Annotated in this window: 20 protein-coding genes and 1 pseudogene; 19 read left to right on the top strand and 2 right to left on the bottom strand. The window is 36.8% G+C overall.

What is annotated here, in order from left to right; genetic code table 11:
* Positions 1-3 precede the first annotated feature (3 nt).
* From AEA09_RS08605 to AEA09_RS08575, 7 genes are all read left to right on the top strand, one after another.
* Positions 4-1,458, top strand: a complete 1,455-nt coding sequence (locus AEA09_RS08605) for an aldehyde dehydrogenase family protein (RefSeq protein WP_053583442.1) — start codon at positions 4-6, stop codon at positions 1,456-1,458.
* A gap of 316 nt (positions 1,459-1,774) precedes the next feature.
* The gene (locus tag AEA09_RS08600; RefSeq protein ID WP_053583441.1) at positions 1,775-3,508 is read left to right on the top strand and encodes an ABC transporter ATP-binding protein; all 1,734 of its coding nucleotides are present in this window, start codon (positions 1,775-1,777) and stop codon (positions 3,506-3,508) included.
* Positions 3,505-5,319: an ABC transporter ATP-binding protein gene (locus AEA09_RS08595; RefSeq protein ID WP_053583440.1), complete on the top strand. Its 1,815-nt coding sequence runs from the start codon at positions 3,505-3,507 to the stop codon at positions 5,317-5,319. The genes AEA09_RS08600 and AEA09_RS08595 overlap by 4 nt, the downstream gene beginning before the upstream one ends.
* A gap of 97 nt (positions 5,320-5,416) precedes the next feature.
* Positions 5,417-5,908 carry an SMI1/KNR4 family protein gene (locus tag AEA09_RS08590; protein WP_425411977.1) on the top strand — a complete coding sequence of 164 codons (492 nt, stop codon included), beginning with the start codon at positions 5,417-5,419 and terminating at the stop codon, positions 5,906-5,908.
* A 106-nt stretch (positions 5,909-6,014) separates the two neighbouring features.
* A complete protein-coding gene (locus AEA09_RS08585) occupies positions 6,015-6,554 on the top strand; it encodes a sigma-70 family RNA polymerase sigma factor (RefSeq protein WP_053583439.1) in 540 nt (179 codons plus the stop codon).
* A complete protein-coding gene (locus tag AEA09_RS08580) occupies positions 6,545-6,931 on the top strand; it encodes a PadR family transcriptional regulator (RefSeq protein WP_053583438.1) in 387 nt (128 codons plus the stop codon). The genes AEA09_RS08585 and AEA09_RS08580 overlap by 10 nt, the downstream gene beginning before the upstream one ends.
* Positions 6,932-6,937: 6 nt before the next feature.
* Entirely contained in the window at positions 6,938-8,224 is a 1,287-nt protein-coding gene (locus AEA09_RS08575) for an FtsW/RodA/SpoVE family cell cycle protein (protein ID WP_053583437.1), read from the top strand.
* 82 nt (positions 8,225-8,306) lie between these two features.
* Here AEA09_RS08575 and pdxR read toward each other — a convergent pair whose 3' ends face one another.
* Positions 8,307-9,737: a MocR-like pyridoxine biosynthesis transcription factor PdxR gene (gene pdxR / locus AEA09_RS08570; RefSeq protein ID WP_053583436.1), complete on the bottom strand. Its 1,431-nt coding sequence runs from the start codon at positions 9,735-9,737 to the stop codon at positions 8,307-8,309.
* A 193-nt stretch (positions 9,738-9,930) separates the two neighbouring features.
* On the opposite strand from pdxR, the gene AEA09_RS08565 reads away from it, so the two are divergent.
* From AEA09_RS08565 to AEA09_RS08535, 7 genes are all read left to right on the top strand, one after another.
* A complete protein-coding gene (locus tag AEA09_RS08565; RefSeq protein WP_053583435.1) occupies positions 9,931-10,467 on the top strand; it encodes a pyridoxamine 5'-phosphate oxidase family protein in 537 nt (178 codons plus the stop codon).
* A 67-nt stretch (positions 10,468-10,534) separates the two neighbouring features.
* A complete protein-coding gene (locus AEA09_RS08560; RefSeq protein WP_082332604.1) occupies positions 10,535-11,737 on the top strand; it encodes a benzoate/H(+) symporter BenE family transporter in 1,203 nt (400 codons plus the stop codon).
* Between the two features lie 456 nt (positions 11,738-12,193).
* Positions 12,194-13,204, top strand: coding sequence for an alpha/beta fold hydrolase (locus AEA09_RS08555; protein WP_053583434.1), 1,011 nt, complete (start codon positions 12,194-12,196; stop codon positions 13,202-13,204).
* The gene (locus AEA09_RS08550) at positions 13,191-13,862 is read left to right on the top strand and encodes a response regulator transcription factor (RefSeq protein ID WP_053583433.1); all 672 of its coding nucleotides are present in this window, start codon (positions 13,191-13,193) and stop codon (positions 13,860-13,862) included. The genes AEA09_RS08555 and AEA09_RS08550 overlap by 14 nt, the downstream gene beginning before the upstream one ends.
* The gene (locus tag AEA09_RS08545; RefSeq protein WP_053583432.1) at positions 13,859-14,857 is read left to right on the top strand and encodes a sensor histidine kinase; all 999 of its coding nucleotides are present in this window, start codon (positions 13,859-13,861) and stop codon (positions 14,855-14,857) included. Before AEA09_RS08550 ends, AEA09_RS08545 begins: the two co-directional genes overlap by 4 nt.
* A 399-nt stretch (positions 14,858-15,256) precedes the next feature.
* A complete protein-coding gene (locus tag AEA09_RS08540; protein WP_053583431.1) occupies positions 15,257-15,880 on the top strand; it encodes a DedA family protein in 624 nt (207 codons plus the stop codon).
* Positions 15,881-16,002: 122 nt separating this feature from the next.
* Positions 16,003-16,692 (top strand): VOC family protein, encoded by a 690-nt coding sequence (locus AEA09_RS08535; protein ID WP_053583430.1) that lies wholly within the window; start codon positions 16,003-16,005, stop codon positions 16,690-16,692.
* A 201-nt stretch (positions 16,693-16,893) separates the two neighbouring features.
* On the opposite strand, the pseudogene AEA09_RS08530 reads toward AEA09_RS08535, so the two are convergent.
* Positions 16,894-17,544, bottom strand: a pseudogene (locus tag AEA09_RS08530) (HAD family hydrolase).
* A 337-nt stretch (positions 17,545-17,881) separates the two neighbouring features.
* On the opposite strand from AEA09_RS08530, the gene AEA09_RS08525 reads away from it, so the two are divergent.
* The 5 genes from AEA09_RS08525 to AEA09_RS08505 all read left to right on the top strand — a co-directional run bounded on the left by AEA09_RS08525 (position 17,882) and on the right by AEA09_RS08505 (position 21,320).
* A complete protein-coding gene (locus tag AEA09_RS08525; protein WP_245622861.1) occupies positions 17,882-18,412 on the top strand; it encodes a sigma-70 family RNA polymerase sigma factor in 531 nt (176 codons plus the stop codon).
* A complete protein-coding gene (locus AEA09_RS08520) occupies positions 18,396-19,298 on the top strand; it encodes a hypothetical protein (protein WP_053583428.1) in 903 nt (300 codons plus the stop codon). The genes AEA09_RS08525 and AEA09_RS08520 overlap by 17 nt, the downstream gene beginning before the upstream one ends.
* Positions 19,299-19,474: 176 nt before the next feature.
* The gene (locus AEA09_RS08515) at positions 19,475-20,092 is read left to right on the top strand and encodes a class I SAM-dependent methyltransferase (RefSeq protein WP_053583427.1); all 618 of its coding nucleotides are present in this window, start codon (positions 19,475-19,477) and stop codon (positions 20,090-20,092) included.
* A gap of 145 nt (positions 20,093-20,237) precedes the next feature.
* A complete protein-coding gene (locus tag AEA09_RS08510; protein WP_053583426.1) occupies positions 20,238-20,954 on the top strand; it encodes a toast rack family protein in 717 nt (238 codons plus the stop codon).
* A 186-nt stretch (positions 20,955-21,140) separates the two neighbouring features.
* Positions 21,141-21,320 carry a hypothetical protein gene (locus tag AEA09_RS08505; RefSeq protein ID WP_053583425.1) on the top strand — a complete coding sequence of 60 codons (180 nt, stop codon included), beginning with the start codon at positions 21,141-21,143 and terminating at the stop codon, positions 21,318-21,320.
* Positions 21,321-21,402 lie beyond the last annotated feature (82 nt).

Below are 21,402 nucleotides of genomic sequence, written 5' to 3'. Positions count from 1 at the left end.
GGCATGTTTGATTATAAAGAATTAACGAAAAACTATATTAACGGCGAATGGGTTAGCGGTAATAGTGATAAACAATTTACGTTAACAAATCCATACGACGACTCAGCGTTATCAACATTCCCAATTGCGACAAAGGAACAAGTTCAATATGCTTATGAAATAGCAGATAAAGCGTATGTTGCATGGGCAAATGATGCTGCAAAACGTCGAGAGGTACTAGAGAAATTACTTGCTTTCTTTACAGATAACGAAGAAGAAATTGTTCGCGTTTTAGCAGAGGAATCTGGCTCAACATACATTAAAGGGAAAGTGGAAGTAAGCTTAACAATTGCCTGCATTCAAGAAGCATTCAACTATGTTGATTCCTTAGGTGGTCGTGACTTGCCAGAAGTAATGCCAGGTAAAATCAACAAAGCTTATCGTAAACCATTAGGTGTTATTTCATCAATTTCACCATTCAATTTCCCACTTTATTTATCAATGCGTACAATTGTCCCAGCGGTTATGCTTGGTAACAGCGTAGTGCATAAAGGCGATATTCAAACTGCGTTATCAGGTGGTACACTCATGGCGATAGCGTTTGAAGAAGCAGGTATTCCGGCAGGTGTATTCAACGTTATTTTAACAAATCCAAATGAAATTGGCGATTTAATGATTGAGCATCCATCTGCAAAATTAATTAGCTTTACTGGTTCAACAGGAGTGGGTCGTCATATCGGTCAAGTGGCTGGTGGGTTATTAAAAGGCGTAGCATTAGAGCTTGGAGGCAACGCAGCATTTGTTGTATTAGAGGATGCGGATGTTGACCAAGCTGTAAAAGCAGCGATTTTTGGTAAATTCCTACATCAGGGTCAAATTTGTATGATGATTAACCGTATAATCGTTCATGAATCTCTTTACGATGAATTCGTTGAAAAGTTCCTAGCGCATGCAAAAGATTTACCATACGGTAACCCAAGTGATAAGTCTGTAGTGATTGGTCCACTTATCAACCATACTCAGCTTGAAAAAGCACTTGGCTTTATTGAAGAAGCGAAAAAAGAGGGTATCGAAGTAATATTAGAAGGCGAACGTATTGGCAACATTTTAACACCAACAATCTTCGGTAACGTACCACCTAATAGCACGCTTGCTCAGACAGAATTGTTCTCACCAATCGCTTCTATTATTAAAGTATCTTCTGATGAAGAAGCAATTGAAATTGCGAACAATTCAATATATGGTTTAAGCTCTGCTATCTTCACTTCTGACTTAGCAAAAGGTGAAGAACTGGCTGCAAATCTTGAATTCGGTATGACACATGTCAATGACCAAACAGTAAATGCACTTGAAAGCTCACCATTCGGTGGGGTGAAAAACTCAGGTATGGGTCGCTTCGGTAACCCATGGGTAATAGATGAATTTACAGAAACAAAGTGGGTATCTATACAAACAATAGACCGCGAATTCCCATTTTAAGATTGACTAGCTGAAAATGCGAGCTGTCATTTATAATAACAATATGAAACCTATCTATATAATTAGTAGTGGGGGAAGAAGAGCTAACTTCTTCCCCTATTTTTTTTATCAAAATCTACTCCAAATCAACAGCTTAATAAATCCTCCGAATTACTGAACCTTCCAGTAAAGTCTAAGCTCCTGAATATTTCTTTGAAGTCTCATCTAATAGAGTAATTTCAATATATTACGTGACACGAAAAACTTTTTACCAAATGAGAATACTTTTCAGTTATAATAAAGAGTAGATTTTATTAATAGAAACGGAGACGAATGAATGCAAGCGATTAAACAATTAGGGCAATTTTTAGCGCCTTATAAATTTTTCACCATCATTGCGCCACTTCTGATGGTAATAGAAGTCACAATGGATTTAATTCAACCAACAATCATGCAGCATATGATTGATACTGGTATAGCAAACAGTGACAATGCGTATGTGCTGACAATGTTTGGATGGATGCTAGGGAGTGCGGTGCTTGGTCTAGTCGGAGGTATTGGCTGTTCTTACTTTAGCTCAAAGGCAGCGATTCACTTTGCATCGGATGTGCGAGAAGCATTATTTGAGAAGATGATGACGTATTCTGCAAAGGAACGAGATGCATTTACGACAGGAAAGCTTATTACGATTTTGACGAGTGATGTAGAAAGTATTCAGCGCGCGTTCATGATGACGATGCGTATTTTTGTGCGTGGACCGTTATTATTTATTGGAGCAGTAGTCATTGTTTTTGTGACAGCGCGTGAATTATTTTCCATTTTACTGGTGATCGTGCCAATTCTAATTATCGCGATGTACTTTTTCACGAGGTACTCAGGTGTTTTGTATCGTCGCGTGCAAGAAGCGATTGATGGTGTCAATACAAAGTTACAAGAGAATTTAGCAGGGATTCGAGTGGTTAAGGCATTTCGTCGTGAACAGCAACAAGTAGATCAGTTTGGAGAGCTTAATGAAACACTTACTAAACGTTTTATTTCGGCAGAGCAAATTGTTGGTTTACTTGTACCGATTACGATGTTTGTAGTGAACCTCGGCATTGTGGCGGCATTATGGCTCGGGGTCATTAAAGTTGAAGCGGGTACATTACAAGTTGGGGTTATTCTTGCTTTCATTAACTATTTGACAATTATTTTAAACGGGCTCATGTCATCGAGTATGGTGCTTATGCAAATTGCGCGTGCCATTCCTTCAGGAGAACGAATTATAGATGTACTTAATAAAGAGGTAGCAGTGAGAGAAGCAGAAAATGCTGTATCGACTAAAATTCAAGGTGCAGTTGACTTCTGCAATGTCAGTTATCGCTATTATAATACAGCCGAAGATGTGTTGAAAAATGTGACGTTCTCTGTGAAAGCGGGGCAAACAGTTGGCATTATCGGTAAAACTGGTAGTGGGAAGTCAACGTTAGTGAAACTATTTCCACGTCTATTTGATCCAACAAGCGGTGAGATACTACTGGACGGTAAGCCATTAAAAGACTTTGCACTTCCGACATTACGTGAGCATATTGGTTTTACCTCCCAAAAAGCCTTACTGTTTTCAGGAACAATTGAAAAAAACATTCGTATAGGTAAGGATGAAACAACAATCGAGCAATTACATCATGCACTTGATGCAGCCTGTGCATCTGAATTTGTGGAGAAGCTTGAAGATGGCATGGCGCATGAGTTATCACAAGGGGCAACGAATTTATCTGGTGGGCAAAAGCAGCGCTTAGCGTTAACCCGTGCATTCGTGAGACAACCTGCAATATTAGTACTAGATGATACAACATCAGCCTTAGATAGTGCGTCTGAGAAGCATGTACAACAGGCAGTTACTTCGAACTTCACTGATACGACTACCTTTATTGTGGCATCTAAAATTGCTTCGATTCAGCAGGCAGACCATATTTTAGTAATGGAAGACGGTGAAATTGTCGGGCAAGGTACACATCAACAATTACTGAAAGACAACGAGGCCTATCAAGCTATTTACGCATCGCAACAAAAGGCTGGTGAACAACTATGAGTCAAAATCAACCAAAACAAATGAATTTTGGGCGCGGACCTAATATGGGTGGGCCTGTTGAAAAGGCAACAAACCAAAAAGCAACAATTCTTCGTGTTTGGCACTATTTAAAACAACAAAAAGTAGGTCTATATTTCTCGATTTTCTTCGTGATTGCCTCGACGTTTCTTAGCCTTGCCGGACCATATATGATCGGGCATATTGTTGATGAATACATTATGAAACAGGATATTGATGGCACAATTCGTCTTGGACTTGTGTTAGCAGTGATTTTTACTGTGGCATCCATTTTCACATGGCTACAAACCTATGTCATGATTCATGTGTCCATGAAGACAATCCGTACACTACGTTTAGAGCTATTTAAAAAACTTCAAACGTTAACGCTTAAATTTTTCGACCAACGTGCCCTCGGTGATTTAATGAGTCGCGTGACAAATGATATCGATAATTTAAATACCGCTTTGGCGCAAAGTGTCACGCAAATCGTATCGTCTATTTTAACGGTTATCGGTGTCAGTATTGCGATGTTCTCACTAAGCTGGCAACTAGCCATTGTCACGCTTATTATTATTCCACTTATTGTTTTCACAACAAAACAAATTGTGAAGAGAAGCAGTAAAAACTATGCGGCACGTCAGCGCGATCTAGGGAAATTGAATGGTTACGTTGAAGAAATGATTACTGGTGCGGAAGTTGTGACCCTTTTTGGGAAAGAACAACAAACTATTGAAACATTTCATAAACAAAATGAAAACCTCCGTAACTCGGCACAGCGCGCGGAAATTACGTCAGGTTTACTTGGACCGATTAATAATTTTATGAATAATTTAGGGCTTGCAGTCGTAATTGGTACAGGGGCATTTCTAGCGGTGAAAGGGCATGTTACTATCGGTGTCATTGCGGCATTCGTGACTTATACACGCCAGTTTTTCCGTCCTCTCAATCAGCTGTCGAACTTACTCAATACGTTACAGTCTGCCATTGCAGGAGCTGAGCGTGTGTTTGAGATATTAGATGAACCGTCAGAAGTGGCAGATAAAAAAGGTGCCCGTGATTGCGAGCGTCTTATAGGGGATGTTAAGTTCCACGACGTATCGTTTAGCTATGTAGAAGATAAGCCTGTGTTAAGAAATATTAGCTTCCACGCAAAAGCGGGTGAAACAATTGCACTTGTTGGGCCAACTGGGTCGGGGAAAACGACAATTATTAACTTGCTGACACGTTTTTATGATGTGGATGCCGGTGAAATTCTGATTGACGGACACAATATCCAAGATTACAAAATGGCAACGATTCGTGAGCGAGTGGGCGTGGTACTGCAGGATACGTATTTATTTTCGGGAACGATCCGAGAAAATATACGTTTCGGGAAGCTAGACGCCACGGATGCTGAAGTAGAGGAAGCGGCGGAAATTGCCAATGCGCATAACTTTATTAAATATTTACCAGGGCAATATGATACACCCGTCCAAGCAGGTGGGACGAATTTAAGTCAAGGCCAACGTCAGTTACTTTCGATTGCACGTGCCATTTTAGAAAATGCAGATATTTTAATTTTGGATGAGGCAACGTCAAGTGTTGATACCCAAACAGAGGTTGATATTCAAAAAGGCTTGCAGCGCTTGATGCAGGGAAGAACAAGTTTTGTCATTGCGCATCGTTTGAAAACGATTGAAAATGCCAATCAAATTCTTGTCATTCAGCAAGGTGAGATTGTTGAGCAAGGCAATCACCAACAGCTGATGGAACGACAAGGAATATATAGTAACCTACAGCAGAAATTACTTTTAGAAAAGTATGAGTCATAATTTTGAAATAAAGCTTGATAAGAATATTTCATATCAAGCTTTATTTTTACTCGGATTTCAAAATGAAACTATGTATACTATATTAGAAGAGGATATTGTGAATTTTGAGAATATTACCTTAGATTCTAAAGAAAGTTTGAGATGTATACTGATGGATTGGAAAAGTTATGTGGATTCTTTTACATTAGATGTTCATTACACAGAACCAACAACCACTGAACAATTAGATGAAGCAGAGAAGAAATTAAATGTTAAATTACCAACCAAACTTTCAAATTTATTGAAACAGACGAACGGCATATATGATCAATTCAATTGTCCCTATGTTTGGTCGACCAATAAAATTATTGAGGATAATTTATTTTTTAGAAATTTTGAGGATTACAAAAATCTCTATATGCCTTTCGACCACCTTCTATTTTTTTCAGACTCAGGATGCGGCGATTTATTTGGCTTTTCGATTTTAAATGGACAAGTTCAAACAGATGCAATTTTTGTGTGGAATCACGAAACGGACAGTCGAAATTGGATTGCCTCCTCGCTGGAAGCATTTTTAAAAGGTTGGATTACAGGCGGAATTTCAATATAAAGAATTTAGAAGAACAATCATTTATCGAAGCAAGATGGATGATTGTTTTTTTATGCAAACTTATTTAAGTCGGTACTCGTCTAATTGTTGGAAAGGAGGAGCGAACGTGGATGAATTAACAATACAGTTTGAAAAAACACATGTACATCTTATGGATGATATTATGCAGGAGTATGGGCAAGATCTCCTTCAACTTGTCTATGCATATGTGAAGAACCAGGCGATAGCTGAAGATTTAACGCAGGAAATTTTTGTGAAGTGTTATCAGGGACTACCTACATATAAAGGTAAATCGACAATGAAAACTTGGCTCTGGCGTATTGCCATAAACCACAGTAAAGATTACTTAAAAAGCTGGTACAACAAAAATGTACTTACGACTGAAGTAAAGCTATTTAGCCTTCAAGAGAGTAATGAAAATGTCGAGCAAACCGTGATTCAACAAGATGAAGACGCTCGGCTTGAAGAAAATGTAATGCAACTACCAGTCTTGTACCGTGAAGTGATTTATCTATTTTATTTTGAAATGCTTACAATAAAAGATATTGCACAAGTACTTGAAGTCAATAGCAATACCGTGAAAACAAGACTACGAAAAGGAAAGGCATTATTAAAAGAACAATTGGAGGGCCAGGGATGGACTTAAATAATCTACGTAAATCGATGAAAAAGACGACGTTTAAGGAGCTTGAATTTACAGATCAACACCGCCAAGCAGTTCAAGAAAAAATAGAGCAACTTTCCTTAGTAGAAGATTTGCAATTAGTTGTGCTACATCTCCTAACACAGCAAAAAACAGGATTTGATTTAACGCAAATACTTCATGCAAGAGGAATGAAAGGGCTTGAAAGCAATGAAGGGGCACTTTATGTCTTGCTCCATCAGTTAGAGCAAGAGGGACAGATTTGCGCACATTGGTCGGATGATGGGGAGAAGTACTATGTGCTTAGTGATAAAGGGAAAAAATCACTTGCACAGTCTTCACCAAAAAAGTTCGCATGGAAAAGTTTACTACAGGGGTGAGGTCTCATGAAATTAGTAGATACATATTTGCAACGTGTCACAAGCTATATCAAATCAAAAGAAGCACGTACATTTGTGATGACAGAGTTGAAGCAGCATATTAAACAGACCCAACAAGCATGGATGAGTAAAGGGTTAACAGAAGATGATGCCTTACAAAAAGCGATTGCGGAAATGGGGAGTCCTTCAACTTTAGGTGAGTCGATGAATAAAATCCATAAACCAAAAGTGGACTGGTTTCTAATAGGCTTGCTAGTTTCAATACTGGTGTTAAGCTTTTTACCCCTTATGTCACAGACCATGTATAGTTTTACTTTACTTGGAAAGAGAAAAGCGATCTTTGTTGTCCTTGGTATCATTCTTGCAATCAGTATGATGTATTTAGATTACCGTAAATTGCAAAAGTATGGCTATGTGTTTTTCGGTATTGGGACAGCTATTTTACTATTGCTTTCATTATTTCCGACAGCATTTATCCATGGTCAACCTGTGTTCATGATTGGTCCATTAAGAATTGAAAGTATGATGGCAATGCCGTTTTATGTGATTGCATGGGCATCTTTGTTTCATAACCGTACAAATCTGTTCGTGTGTATAGCTCTATTTACCATATCATCACTCTTATTTGTTATGAACTTTCAAATAACGATTTTATTTGTATATATCGCACTTGTTGCAGTGCTTTTTTTGTACAGTCCGTTTTCAAAGAAGATTAAATTAATCGCTACAGGGATTGGCGTTTCGTTAGGAATTGGTATTGTGTTATGGAATGTAATTCTCTTACAATCTGGGGCGATAAAACCCTACCAAATTGAACGCATTACCGCTTTCTTTAATCCAGAGAAGTATGCTAACGGAATGGGTTATATATATATGGGAATTCGAAATACGATTTCGCAGGCAAAATGGGTTGGTGCTAGTGATAGGATGCATCTATCAGAAGCACATACTAATTATGTTTTAGCAAATGTCATTCAGTCGTATGGTTATTTTCTCGCTATTTTAATATTACTGTTATTTGCTGTATGTATTATTCGCTTATTACTGATATCACTTCGTGTTCGTGACCCTTATGCACGCTTACTTCTTGTTGGCGGTGTGACGGTTTTGGTGGCACAGGTTGTTTATCATGTAGGTATGACTTTTGGCTTTTTACCGATTATAGCCATGCCAATGCCATTAATAAGCTATGGGTTGATGCCAACAATGCTCGGTTCGTTTATTATGGGCATCGCACTAAGTGTGTGGCGTAGAAAAAGTTTATACGTAGACTTTAACGGTCCTGTACGCTGAATTCTCCAATTGTGAAATAAAGTAGCCGGCATTTATTTCGATGTCGGCTTTTTCAGTTTATTACCAAATCTTTATAATCCAATTATGTAATAATACTAGACAATTGACCAATACCACGCATAATCGTTTCTTCATCTACTTTGGAGTATCCCAATACCCATCCCTTTCGCTTGCTTTCGAGACAGTAAGGGCTGAGAGGATAGACACGTACCCCGTTCTCCAATGCTTTCTTCGTCATTTCTTCTTCATTAAAATCTTCATCTGCTTCTAGTAACATATGCAGACCCGTCTCCACCCCTTTGACTGAAAATACTTCACCTAATTTGCTTGAAGAAATCGCTTTTATCAGGGCATCATGCCTGCGCCTGTAGACATTTCTGACTCTTCTCATATGTCGCATAAAATGACCGTGCTCAATAAAATGAGTAAGAGTTAACTGCTCCATGATGGGTAGTTGGCGAGAAGTGAGTTTATGCACGCGAGCTATTTGGTCTATTGCTTCAACTGGTCCAATAATGGCCGAAATACGAATTCCTGGAGCAATCATTTTGGAAAAGCTCATAAGGTACAGTGTACACTCAGGCTCTTGGCTAAATAATGTCGGAAGTGGCTCACCACTATGGCGAAATTCGCTATCATAGTCGTCTTCTATAATCCAGGATTGGTTGCGAATGGCCAGTTCAAATAATTGTCTTCTCCGCTTAACAGACATGATCACACCGGTTGCAGACTGATGGGAAGGTGTAACAAAGACAAGTTTAGATTGTTTAGGAATACAATCGACAACTATACCTTGTTCATCGACTGGCACAGGCATAACATTCATTTTCCGGTACATCATTGTCAGCCAAGCGGGTGGAAACCCAGGATCCTCGACAGCTACTGTGTCCCCCTCTAAGAGAAGAGCTTGTGAAATTAAGTCTATACTTTGCTGAGCACCGGATGTTAGTAAGATCTGTTCAATCTCAACATGGATTCCTCTTTCAACAGATAAATAATGTTGGATTTGGCTTCGTAAAGGTTCGTAACCGTAAGAGTTTCCGTACGTCCAGCAGGACAAGTCAGCTTTGGCCGACGCGTGGAGAAATGATTGCCTCCATTTTTTCTGAAATAGTGGATCTAGATAAGGCTCATGGGGAGAAAAATCAATTTCGGTAGCGTTCTCCCTTTTCTCTCCGGACCAATCATGTAAGCGGTCTACTGCTTCTTCTAAAACAGGAAGGTATGGTGGAGTCAGGCGGTGAGCTGATCTTTCTTCTTTTGAGATCAAGGGCTGGTTCCAGTCGCTTACTCGTGTTCCTCCACGCCGTGAGGTAACAGTATAACCTCTACTAAATAGTTCTTCATACATTGCCTGTACCGTTGAACGAGCCACTCCTAATTGTTGGGAAAGTTCGCGAGTCGGGGGCAACCGATAACCAGCTTTCCATTTTCCGCTAGTGATATTTTGTATAGCTTGATCAAGCAGCTGCTTCCAGATTGGTTTATTATCGTGGCGATCTATTTTCAGCATTACGTATCACACTCCATTATGGACTGAATAAAATCTAAAACTTTGGATATATCATACCATTCCAATTACCACTAAACTACAAGTAAGTGGAAAAACATGTTCATACTTCCACAGTCACGCATAAGCGAAAGATTAGCGTAATGTATGTCCATAAAGGATAACAGTAGGAAAAACTGAAAGGAGTGGATTCGATTTGAATTCAGTACGTTATAAGATGCGAGAGTGTAAGGATCAGAAAAAAATTGAGGATTTTCTACGGAATTCGAGGGTAGGTCACCTTGGTCTATCAGACAGGAAATATCCATATGTAGTACCTTTAAATTATGTGTGGTTGAATGACAAGATCTATTTTCATGGCGCAGAGGGGGGAAGAAGGAACCAAATCATGAAGGATAATGCTGAAGTCTGTTTCACAGTATGTGTGGAATATGGCACCATTACTGACCCTGTTCCAGCAAAGACAGATACAGCTTATATGAGTGTCATGCTTTTCGGGGAAGCGGAGGTTGTCACGGATTTAGAAGAATCGACAAGTATGTTGCAGGAGATGATGGACAAATACGTCCCAGGTTACTATAGTCGTCAACTTCCTAAACAACATGTTGATAAGTATAGGTCATCTGTTTATGGATCGGCAGTCCAAGTTTATAGAATCGAACCGCATCATCTAACAGCAAAAGAGAGTCCAATTGAAGAGGGAAAGATGTTTAAGCCCAGCTCAGTTTTATAGCAACTTTTCATACGATTGACTGTGTGTGTCCGAAGCGCTTTCCAAAACTTTAAGAGGTGATAACTAGATGACAACCAAAACAAATGTGATACGTGTAGATGATCTTTTTTTTCCATCAATAGCTGCTTTGGTATCCGTTCTTATTAATTATGGAGGAACTTTTGCGATTGTATTCCAAGCCGCAAAAGTGGCTAATTTAAGTCCCGAATTAACTGCTTCATGGGTTTTCTCCCTTTCTTTAGGTGTGGGGATAACAGGAGTATGGTTAAGTTACAAATATAAAGAGCCTATTATTACAGCTTGGTCGACTCCGGGTGTAGCATTTTTAGCATCGGCATTATTGTTTACTTCATATAATGAAGCAATCGGCGCTTATATCATTTCTGCAATAGGATTCATAATATTAGGAATGAATGGAAAGTTCGATCGTCTCATTAGATACATTCCTTCCGGCATTGCAGCTGGTTTATTGGCTGGTATATTACTGCAGTTTGGGGTAGCGGCATTTGGCGAAGCCCAAGTGGAACCTGCCTTCGTTATTATGTTATTTTTCACGTATATCCTTTTAAAACGTTTTGTTTCACGATTTGCAGTAGTAGGAATTTTAGTTGTTGGGCTATTATACCTTATCCTATTTAATAAAGTTAGTTTCCAGGGTATTGGGCTGGATTTAGCGCTACCAGTGTTAACAATGCCAGAGTTTTCTATATCATCTTTACTAGGTGTAGCTTTACCATTATTTATAATCACTTTAACCGGTCAATATATCCCGGGTATGTTGATATTAAGGAGAGATGGATTTAAAACCAGCGCGAACCCCATATTGACTGTAACAGGCTTAGGTTCATTAATTATGGCTCCCTTTGGCTCACATGCTTTCAATATCGCAGCCATATCTTCCGCTATTTGTACAAGCCCAGATGCCCATAAAGATAAATCAAAACGTTATATTGCTGGTATAATATGTGGCAGTATGTACATAATTGTTGGTATTTTTGGGGTTACACTCGTAAAACTATTTTTAATACTTCCTCCAACCTTCATAGCAACACTAGCAGGATTGGCATTGTTGGGGACGATTGGGAGTAGCCTATCGGATGCATTGGGTGACCCAAATAATCGTGAAACAGCACTTATCACTTTCTTAGCTGCTGCTGCAAATGTGACTCTCTTAGGAGTAGGTGGTGCATTTTGGGGTTTGGTGGCAGGTATGTTAGCACATCTAGTGATGAATTTCCGTTCATTCAGGAAAACTAAGTTACCAGGATAAAAAATGAGGACTAAACAACAGGTGAAAATGAAGTTTAAACTATATGTAAGCCAAACTTTACTAATGTGGTATAGTCACTGATAATCTATTTTTTCCTGCTATGTTTCATCCTAGAGTTAATAAAAGAGTGCTAGCAGTTTGAGGTAGCCGATTCCAGACAGCTTTTCCAATCAATAATGAGAAATGGATGTCTGACTGACTTGCATCACGTAGGTCAAGCCACACTTCAAAATCTGAACACTATTACATCGAATCCTATGGTAACTTTGACGCTCCTATTATGTTGAAGTATCTACTCAGGAATCAAAGCAACCGATATCATTTCGATATCGGCTTTTTTCATTTCACATATATGTCACTGCATAGATATGTGGTTTTTTTATGGAATATATAAAAATTAATTAGAAATTTATTTTTATATATTATCCTTTCATTATGAACTGAAAGGAGAAGTCTATGAAAAAAGCATTTAGAGCATTAAAGAAAATAATCCAGTTGTTTTTCGTCGTTATTTTGCTTGGGTTAGCAACGATTTTTATTTACCATAACTATCAATTAAATAAGGAAACAACGCTCATTAAAAGTGAGAGAACAATCATCGAGGTAAATAATGTGAAAATAAATATATATAATGAAGGTAGCGGTGAAGATACGTTTGTATTTATGTCTGGCTCTGGGGTAGCATCTCCAGTTTATGAAATGAAGGGTCTATATAGCAAGTTTTCACAAGAAAATAAGATTGCCGTCGTTGAAAGGGCGGGGTATGGCTTTAGTGAGGTATCTAATGATGGGCGAGATATTGATAAAATTCTAGAACAAACTAGAAATGCGCTTATTCAAAGTGGAAATAGACCTCCGTATATTCTCCTACCACACTCGTTATCAGGATTAGAAGCTATTTACTGGGCACAAAAATATCCAGATGAAGTGAAGAGTATTATTGCTTTAGATATTGGTTTGCCACATCAGTATGTAACACATAAAATGAACCTTTTTGACTCATTCACAGTCAGAGGTATGAATGTATTAACAAAAATTGGTGTTCACAGACTTTTTCCTTCTGCTACGTATAATCCTGAAGTGATTAAGCAATCTTTTCTAACAGATCAAGAAAAAGAAATTTATAAAGCACTATCCTATAAACAAATTTTTAATAATGATATGGAGCAAGAGCTATTAAAAAGTTATGATAACAGTAAGAAATCAGTCAATCTCCCGTTACCAAAAGAGACACCGATTTTATTTTTAGATGCATTTACTGATCAACATAAAAACTCGAAGTATGCAAAGCAAAAAACTAAAGATTATGAAGGATTTGCAAGTCAACTAAAAATAGCAGATGTCAAAAAAATCAAAGGTACGCACAGTATTTATTTATACGCAACTGATGAGATCTATAATCTCACCATGGAATTTATCCATGAAAAAGTCGAAAAAACGAAAGGCCAACGTGATGAAGAAATATAATATTCTAATTGTTGAAGACGATGAAATGATTGGCGATTTATTGCAAAAAATACTGCTACGTGAAGGATATAATGTATGTTGGGAAACTGATGGAAGAGAAGTGTTGGACATCATCCAGAAGATAGATTTTGTCATAATGGATGTGATGTTACCAGGAGAAGATGGCTATCAAATAACAAAAAAAATAAAAAAACTCGGATTAAATATTCCCATTATTTTTCTATCCGCACGAAATGATATGGAGAGCAAACTTCAAGGTTTGACAATCGGTGAGGATTATATGAGTAAGCCTTTTGATCCTAGAGAACTCCTACTGAGAATGAAGAAAATGTTAGAGACTCAATATGGGACTTTTACGCAAATCAGGCATTTATACATTGACGCTGAACATGGAAAGGTATTCAATAATAGCCTCCATAATGAGGTTTCTTTTACTGCCATTGAACGTAAAATATTTTTCTATTTATATGAAAATAGGGATAGAATTTTAACAAAAGATCATTTCTTTGAGTATCTATGGAAGCTCGAAGATAGAAACCAAAATATCGTGAACGTTCATATAAAAAAAATCAGAATGAAAATCGATGATAACTTGGGTGAGATACTTCAAAATATATATGGAGAAGGGTATAGATTAAATACCTACATGAAGAAATGAATCTAAAAAAGAAATACCAACTGTTATTATTCTTGGCCATTATTAGTGTACCAGTGCTATTACTCGTGATTAGTATTCTTATGTCAATCATTTATGAAAGTGCCTTTAAAATGAAAAACGAAGGCATTCCTTTTCATGATTCATTTGCTTATCCCACAATGTTAGTCGTGTTCTTTCTATCTCTACTATTGTTAGCTTTTTTATTTTCAAAATCGATTAACTCACTTCTAAATAAAATAAACATATTGAATAAAACGATTCGAAATCTAGCAAGTGATGAAAAGATTCCAAATACATTAGAAGTAACAAAAAACGATGAAATAGGAGAACTCATCAAGTCGGTAAACCTATTAATCGAAAGAACAACGTATCGAGAATTAGAACTTAAGCAACAAAAGGAAGTACAAAAAGAACTGTTGAATAAATTAAGGCACGATATCAATACACCGTTAACAGCTGTTAGATTACAATTATTTTATCTAGAAGGTCAATATAGTGATCAAGCACCCATATTAGATTCACTATATCGACAAATACAATATATTGCTGATTTAACAAATGAATTTAATATACAAAACACGAATACATTAGAGAATTCGTATATTATAAATGATGAAGTGAACTTAAATGATTTAGTAGAAACCATGCTTAAAAAGTGGGGGTATTTGTATAGCACTCACGATATCGAATTAATATACGAGTCTAAAAATAAAGGTTTGATATGGTTGAGTAACGATTTATGGATTCAAAGGTTATTTGATAACATTTTCCAAAACACTTTGAAACATGCAAAAGCTACAAAACTCGAAATAAGCATTGAAAATGATGTTGTTTCAATCCGTGATAATGGCAATGGTTTTGATGTTCATAGTACAAGTGAGGGGTTAGGACTGAAGATAATTGAGGATATCGCAAGAATTCTCAACATAACATATACTTTGGATTCGAATGAAAACGGGACTGTATATTGTTTTAAATCAAACAAACCAGATTGAAATCTTAAACGCATGATTCATTTTTGCTAATTATATATAATAAACTTAAGATTCCGGCAAGTAAGTAACACTGTGGACATTCGTGCCTAGTAAATGTTTTTTGCGACGAAAGCGAAGCGGCAGGAGCATGCAGGATTCTTAAGTTTTATTTATAGAGAATTTTTCTTAGTTTAATGTAAGGTAGATGTCGATATAATTTGGAATAGTGTCCGATAACATGTTATAAGTATTAAAATGAAGCCTTATGAGCAGTTAATTTGCAACTAGCTACAATAAATAAGCTAGTTGATGAAAACAGTAATGTTCACCGAAAATGAACAATAAAATAATGACAGGCAGATTTTATTTCATTAGTAGGTAAAGGCCAATTTTACTCACGGGGGGCATCTATAAAAAGAAATGGAAAATTGGATCGTCAATATAATGGAGCAATATGGCTACATAGGGATTTTCTTTTTAATTACTATTGAAAACATTTTCCCGCCTATTCCTTCAGAAATCATCTTGACGTTTGGCGGATTTATGACGACCCATAGTGACCTAGAAATTACGGGCGTCATTGTGGCATCTACATTGGGTTCATTAGTTGGTGCACTTGTTTTATATGGTGTTGGGCGGTTAGTAGACATTAACAGGATCGAAAGAATGGTGGGTAAGTGGGGCTATTTATTGCGGTTAAAAAAGGGGGACATCCATAAAGCCAATAGTTGGTTTTTGTCTCATGGAGTGGCAGCAGTATTCTTTTGCAGATTTGTCCCACTGATTCGCAGTTTGATATCTCTACCAGCTGGAATGGCGCGCATGCCATTGGGATTATTTCTTTTCCTGACGACCCTTGGCACGATGACATGGAATGTGATATTGGTGAAAATAGGTGCAGCAGTAGGTGACTCTTGGGAACAGATTGTTCATTATTTAGATGTTTACTCTGATATTGTGTCTGGAATACTGGTTGTTCTTTTCCTATTGATGATGATTCGTTACGTTTGTAAAAGATGGATATTTAGGAAGGCAAATAGATAAGTGTATAGCAGTCCCACCCTTGAAATGATCTTGTTCAAGGGTGGTTTTTTATTTAGATTAGACAATTGGCTGAGGCAAGACAATCTATGGTTGCTTACAATAATAAAAAAGGGAGGCATAAAATGTATATTAATAAAGCCACTTTAATCACAAAAAAAATAAATGAGATGCAAGAATTTTATAGTGAAATATTGGGTTTCTCATTGATTTCGAGTTCAGATACATCCTTTGAAGTGCAAATAGGTACAAGTAGTTTATCGTTTAGACAATCTGAAAACATGGAAGAGACACAATATCACTTTGCTTTTAATATCCCAAGTAATCAATTTAAAGAAGCAAAAAAATGGGTGCGAACAAAAGTAGAATTGTTAAAAGAGGACGGAGCTGATGAAGTATTTTTCGAAAGGAGTAATGCACATTCTGTCTATTTTTTAGATCCATGTGAAAATGTAGTGGAGTTTATTGCTCATCATGATGTGGCGCCTTTAAGCGATGAGGAGTATTTCACTTCAGATTTGATAGTAAATATTAGTGAAATGAACGTAACGACTGATGATGTGTTACATGTTGGTGAAACACTGAAGCAATTAGGAATTCCAGTTCGCCATAATGAGCAACTTGCTGAAAATACTTTGAATTTTATTGGAGACCATGAAGATGGCACCTTTATATTGTTAGGACCGAGCGACCGAATTTGGTATTTTTCTTCAAAGAAGGCGATCGTCAGTCCGGTTACGCTCGAACTTAGTAATCATTTGAGGCTAATAATTGATGGCGAAGGTCAATTAACAGTTGAAAAGATAGATCGCTAACAAATTTTCAGCCTATTAGCTCTTCAGTTACTTTCTTTGCTGTCGAAGCATTTTGTTTTTTTATTAAGCGAGAAATATGTATAAAGCCAAATATCACTAATCCTGTGAAAGACCAACTGATTAATTGGGAAACACTAGCCCTTTATCAAATGCCAAGTGAATAGTGGAATTACAATGAAAATTAACTTCAAAGCGAAAATGCTATTTTTCGAGTACTGATAAAATATCTGTTACTTTCTCTACAATATATGTTGTATCTGATTGTTGGATTTCTTCTAAGCTACCGTAACCATATAGAACACCTATGCTTTGAATTCCTTCTTTCTGTGCACCAAGTATGTCATGTTTGCGGTCACCAATCATAATAATTGATTCCGTAGTCAATACATTTAATTGAGAAAGTACTTCGTGAATTACTTCATTTTTCGCATTACGAGTTCCATCTAAATTACTTCCGACAATTACATCGAAATATTATGCCAACTGGAAGTGATGCAAAATTTTTTCTGCAAAAACAGTAGGCTTTGAAGTAGCGACTGCTAATGTTTTTCCAGATTTCTTCAAGCTGCTTAATAACTCTGGAATACCAGCATAAACGGAATTTTCATAGAGTCCTTTAATAGCAAAGCGTTCTCTGTAATAACCTACTGCTTCAATTGCTTGGTTCTCTGTGAACTCGCAAATCTCTTGAAATGATTGAAGAAGCGGTGGTCCGATAAATGTAACTAATGTTTGCGCATCAAGGGCAGGTGCCTCCATTTTTTCTAAAGCATACGCTATGCTCTTTGAAATTCCGGGATAAGGATCTGTTAAAGTACCATCCAAATCGAATAAGATTGTTTGATAGGCCATGAATTTTCCTGCTTTCTGTATATGTATTATTTAAATTGTACCATTTTTCAGTTGGTATAATATGACTTTCGAGTCGCGTTTTATGTAATTTATAAAAAATTGTGTCGTGAATTATTCGAGCCTAGTACACCGCTTAAATGTATAGTCAAAAGTATGTAGGATTCTTAAGTTCAATTTATAGAATATATTTTTGTAAAGAAACGATACATAAATTTGCTTCAATTGTGGTGAGTACGATGCTGATTATAGGGTGTTTAAAATAAATTAATTCGATTATGAAACTTTTTCATTGTTCATCAGTCTAACTACAAATGATTTTTAGGGGGCGAGCCAGTTGATGAAAGAGCAGAAGGATGCTCGCTTATTAAAGGCCATGACCGATAATGGGGATTATTTAGTCCGATTATGTTACACATACGTTCAAGACTGGGTAATTGCGGAAGATTTGGTTCAAGAGACATTCGTAAAATTCTATGAAAAAATGGAGCAATTTCGTGAAGAAGCATCCGTCAAAACGTATTTATATCGTATTGCTATCAATAACTGTCATAGCCATCTTGCAAGTTGGCGTTACAAGAAGCTACAAGTGATTGAATCTTGGAGCAAATTAATGGGCGAATCAGTTGATCCAGAAAATAATGTGCTTGCTAATGAATCTGATGCCTTACTAGTTGCAGCGATTGAAAAGCTCCCAACGAAATACAAGGATGTGCTACTACTATTTCATTTTGCTGAGTTGTCACTAAAGGAAGTTTCAGAAACGTTAAAGATGCCAGAAAATACGGTCAAGACAAGGTTAAGGCGAGCGCGTAAAATGGTTGGTTTAACACTGGTAGAGGAGGGCTTTGAGTATGGATCAGATACGTAATGCTATCAATAATATCTATAAAGAAGGCAAGTTTTCAGATGAAAAACAAGCAAAGACCTTTCAGCGAGTTCAACCAAAAAAGAGGCTGTTCTTCACACCTCTTCTTCTCACCGTATTCGTAACGGGGTGTCTTCTTATTGGCCTGAATATGCTTCTATCTCAACATAACTTCGAGAGTAATTTTCAATATAGCTCTACTACGAGTATAGAAATCTTTCCTGAATATTCCGGGAAAGTGAAGGACTATAGAGTACTAAAACAACCATGGATGGTAGCAGGGATGGTAGGTATAATCATTTCATTTTTCTTCGCACTATTTGCATTGAAGAAGAAGTGGTTGTGGCGGGTGTTGCTTAGTGTAATTATCATTATTGCAATTTTAGGCAATATGTCTGAACGAATTGGTTATCGATATTATGTAAAGGATGATGCGGATATTTTGAATACGTTACAATCGGGTGTTTTCGCAATAGGAAACGCTGAAGATGCCCAGCTCTACGATACAATAACAATCAATCAATACAGATTTAGTTATTTTTCAACAAATGTAATTCGAGGCATTGTATTTTTTAAGCATGATGGAAGAGGATATGCTCTCGATTTTGGTTTTCTAGGCACAGAAGATCTAATGAGTTCTATTCATGTACCCGATATTCGACATATTTTCATTCCGCTACTTGAGGGGCACTCCATAGAAAAATTGATGATACAGATAAATACTAAGCGTACTGAAGTAGTGGTCGATTCAAATCGTGCACAATTAGTTGCAGTACCATATGAAACAGAAGTGAGTTCTTCAGAAATTACCATTCAAGCTTATGATCATGAAGGAAATGTCCTCGATCTTTACAAACCTTCAGACATTTTCACATATCCAGTTAATTGACATCATTGCTTTCCCTTAGCCTCGAATCATCATCGCGTCGATTCGGGGTTCCGTTTTATTTACTAATAACTCATATTGGGTAAATGAAACTTTTCAATCTCTAAAAACGTATCATCACTACGAACACTAATAGTTTGACTTGACCTTTATTGATAAAGATTAGGGAGTGAAGGAATTTGAATAATTTTTGGAATAAATGTATCTATAAAATGGCTTCTCCGATCTATGATAAGTTTTTTAATTCAGGTATGTTTTTAAATGCCAGAAAACAAATATTCCGAGAAATACCATTCGATAAGAAACAGAAAATCCTATTTGTCGGTGTAGGGACGGGTGCTGATTTAGAGTTAATCAATCATGCTGATTTAGATATAACGGCGATAGATTATTCACCTGATATGCTCGGAAAAGCAAAAAAGAAGTTTGAGAACTCTACTATAAATTTTTTAGAAATGGATGCTCAACAAATGGAATTTAATCATGAAACGTTCGATTATGTAGTAGCCAGTCTAATTCTTTCGGTAGTACCAGATGCCAATAAATGTTTGCAAGAAATGGTGAGGGTTTTAAAGCCTGAAGGGAAAATAATACTATTTGATAAATTTGTCCCGAAAAATAAGAAACTTTCCGTACCAAAAATGTTTTTAAGACCAATCATAAGTGTATTAGGAACAGATATTGGTCGTAGTTTTGAAGAAATATTACTTTCAATTAATAATGTGAAAGTGGAAGAAGATGAACCAATCATGCTGGATGGGATGTATAGGAAAATAATAATTAGGAAAATAAATTGATTTTCTGTAAAGAATACATACGTATTGTATAGCGGGCCTCCTACGGCTTAGGTCTTAGTTGAAATTAAAGCTTGGGGTCGTTCTTATTATTGTTTTTATCTATAAAATGGATTTATAGGGATTTTTATAGAGGGAGGAAATAATAATGAAGAAATCGCTTTTTACCGGTTTGATTATCGGTGCTGCGTTACTTGTACTGTCTGGTTGTAATACGGCTATTACTGGGGAATTAAATGAAGATTCTATCATCGTTGAAAAGGATAAAGCAAACGAATTGGATGTAGAACTAAATTTAGGTGTAGGTGAAATAACGGTTCAAAAAGGGGCAAAAGAGTGGGTTGAGGGAAATGTTAAATATAACGTAAAGGACTTGGAACCCAAAGTTAAATATGATCTTCGTCGCAAAAAAGGCGACATTGTAATCGAACATAAAAATCTAAAAAAGTTTAGAATTTCTGAAATAAAAAATGAGTGGGATTTTAAACTAACTGATAAAATACCTATAAATCTTTCCGTTAACACAGGTGCATCAATGGCAAACCTTGATTTACAAGGATTGAAGATTGAAAATTTAGATATTGAAACTGGTGTAGGAGATCTTACTGTTGATTTGCGTGGTGATTGGAAAAAGAGCTTTGAAACGAATATCGAAACGGGCGTGGGGCAAACTACTGTAATTTTACCCTCAAAGGTAGGAGTGAAAATCAAAGCTGAGAAAGGAATTGGCACGATTAACGTAGTAGGGTTTATTTCTAAAGGAAATGACGTTTATGTAAATGAGGCATATGAAGATGCCGACGTAATTTTAACAGTCGACGCGGAGGTCGGTGTTGGGGAAGTTACATTCAAAACAGATAAATAAGGGAGTATGTTTAATGGACTAATTTTAAATAGTAGTCCATTTTTTTGTGTCTTAAAAGTAGTATGTGTAGTTAACTCGGGAAAATCCTATCGTATTCAAAATGCTTATTTCAACAACATTAACCATTCGTTATCACAAGTATAAATCACGCCAAAATGGTTAGTTTAATGATTGGAGGTGATCATTATGACAAAAGAAAAGCGAAACAAAAGTGGATTAGATCGAGAAGAGTTTGGAGCTGGGTTCGACCTTAGTCCTGACGATTTAGATGTTCGCGGAGAAAATACTCAAGCGAAAAAAGAAAATAATATGGACAACAAAGTAAAGCAAAAAAATAAAAATAACCCTTCAACACCTAATAAATAAAAATAAGCACTACGGATAAAAACATCCGTAGTGCTGTTTTTGTACATCGGAATGCCTTGTTAAGTGGTTGAGCTACCTTGCG

The organism is Lysinibacillus contaminans, assembly GCF_001278945.1.
Taxonomy (GTDB): domain Bacteria; phylum Bacillota; class Bacilli; order Bacillales_A; family Planococcaceae; genus Lysinibacillus; species Lysinibacillus contaminans.
Note: the sequence above shows the minus strand (reverse complement) of the source record. Positions and strands in the feature narration are given on the sequence as shown.

What these genes read in the sequence shown, in the direction of transcription:
- AEA09_RS08605 (WP_053583442.1), top strand. Translation starts at nt 4, where the DNA reads ATGTTTGATTATAAAGAATTAACGAAAAACTATATTAACGGCGAATGG.
- AEA09_RS08600 (WP_053583441.1), top strand. Translation starts at nt 1,775, where the DNA reads ATGCAAGCGATTAAACAATTAGGGCAATTTTTAGCGCCTTATAAATTT.
- AEA09_RS08595 (WP_053583440.1), top strand. Translation starts at nt 3,505, where the DNA reads ATGAGTCAAAATCAACCAAAACAAATGAATTTTGGGCGCGGACCTAAT.
- AEA09_RS08580 (WP_053583438.1), top strand. Translation starts at nt 6,545, where the DNA reads ATGGACTTAAATAATCTACGTAAATCGATGAAAAAGACGACGTTTAAG.
- AEA09_RS08575 (WP_053583437.1), top strand. Translation starts at nt 6,938, where the DNA reads ATGAAATTAGTAGATACATATTTGCAACGTGTCACAAGCTATATCAAA.
- pdxR (WP_053583436.1), bottom strand. Translation starts at nt 9,737, where the DNA reads ATGCTGAAAATAGATCGCCACGATAATAAACCAATCTGGAAGCAGCTG.
- AEA09_RS08560 (WP_082332604.1), top strand. Translation starts at nt 10,535, where the DNA reads ATGACAACCAAAACAAATGTGATACGTGTAGATGATCTTTTTTTTCCA.
- AEA09_RS08555 (WP_053583434.1), top strand. Translation starts at nt 12,194, where the DNA reads ATGAAAAAAGCATTTAGAGCATTAAAGAAAATAATCCAGTTGTTTTTC.
- AEA09_RS08550 (WP_053583433.1), top strand. Translation starts at nt 13,191, where the DNA reads ATGAAGAAATATAATATTCTAATTGTTGAAGACGATGAAATGATTGGC.
- AEA09_RS08545 (WP_053583432.1), top strand. Translation starts at nt 13,859, where the DNA reads ATGAATCTAAAAAAGAAATACCAACTGTTATTATTCTTGGCCATTATT.
- AEA09_RS08540 (WP_053583431.1), top strand. Translation starts at nt 15,257, where the DNA reads ATGGAAAATTGGATCGTCAATATAATGGAGCAATATGGCTACATAGGG.
- AEA09_RS08535 (WP_053583430.1), top strand. Translation starts at nt 16,003, where the DNA reads ATGTATATTAATAAAGCCACTTTAATCACAAAAAAAATAAATGAGATG.
- AEA09_RS08525 (WP_245622861.1), top strand. Translation starts at nt 17,882, where the DNA reads ATGAAAGAGCAGAAGGATGCTCGCTTATTAAAGGCCATGACCGATAAT.
- AEA09_RS08520 (WP_053583428.1), top strand. Translation starts at nt 18,396, where the DNA reads ATGGATCAGATACGTAATGCTATCAATAATATCTATAAAGAAGGCAAG.
- AEA09_RS08510 (WP_053583426.1), top strand. Translation starts at nt 20,238, where the DNA reads ATGAAGAAATCGCTTTTTACCGGTTTGATTATCGGTGCTGCGTTACTT.
- AEA09_RS08505 (WP_053583425.1), top strand. Translation starts at nt 21,141, where the DNA reads ATGACAAAAGAAAAGCGAAACAAAAGTGGATTAGATCGAGAAGAGTTT.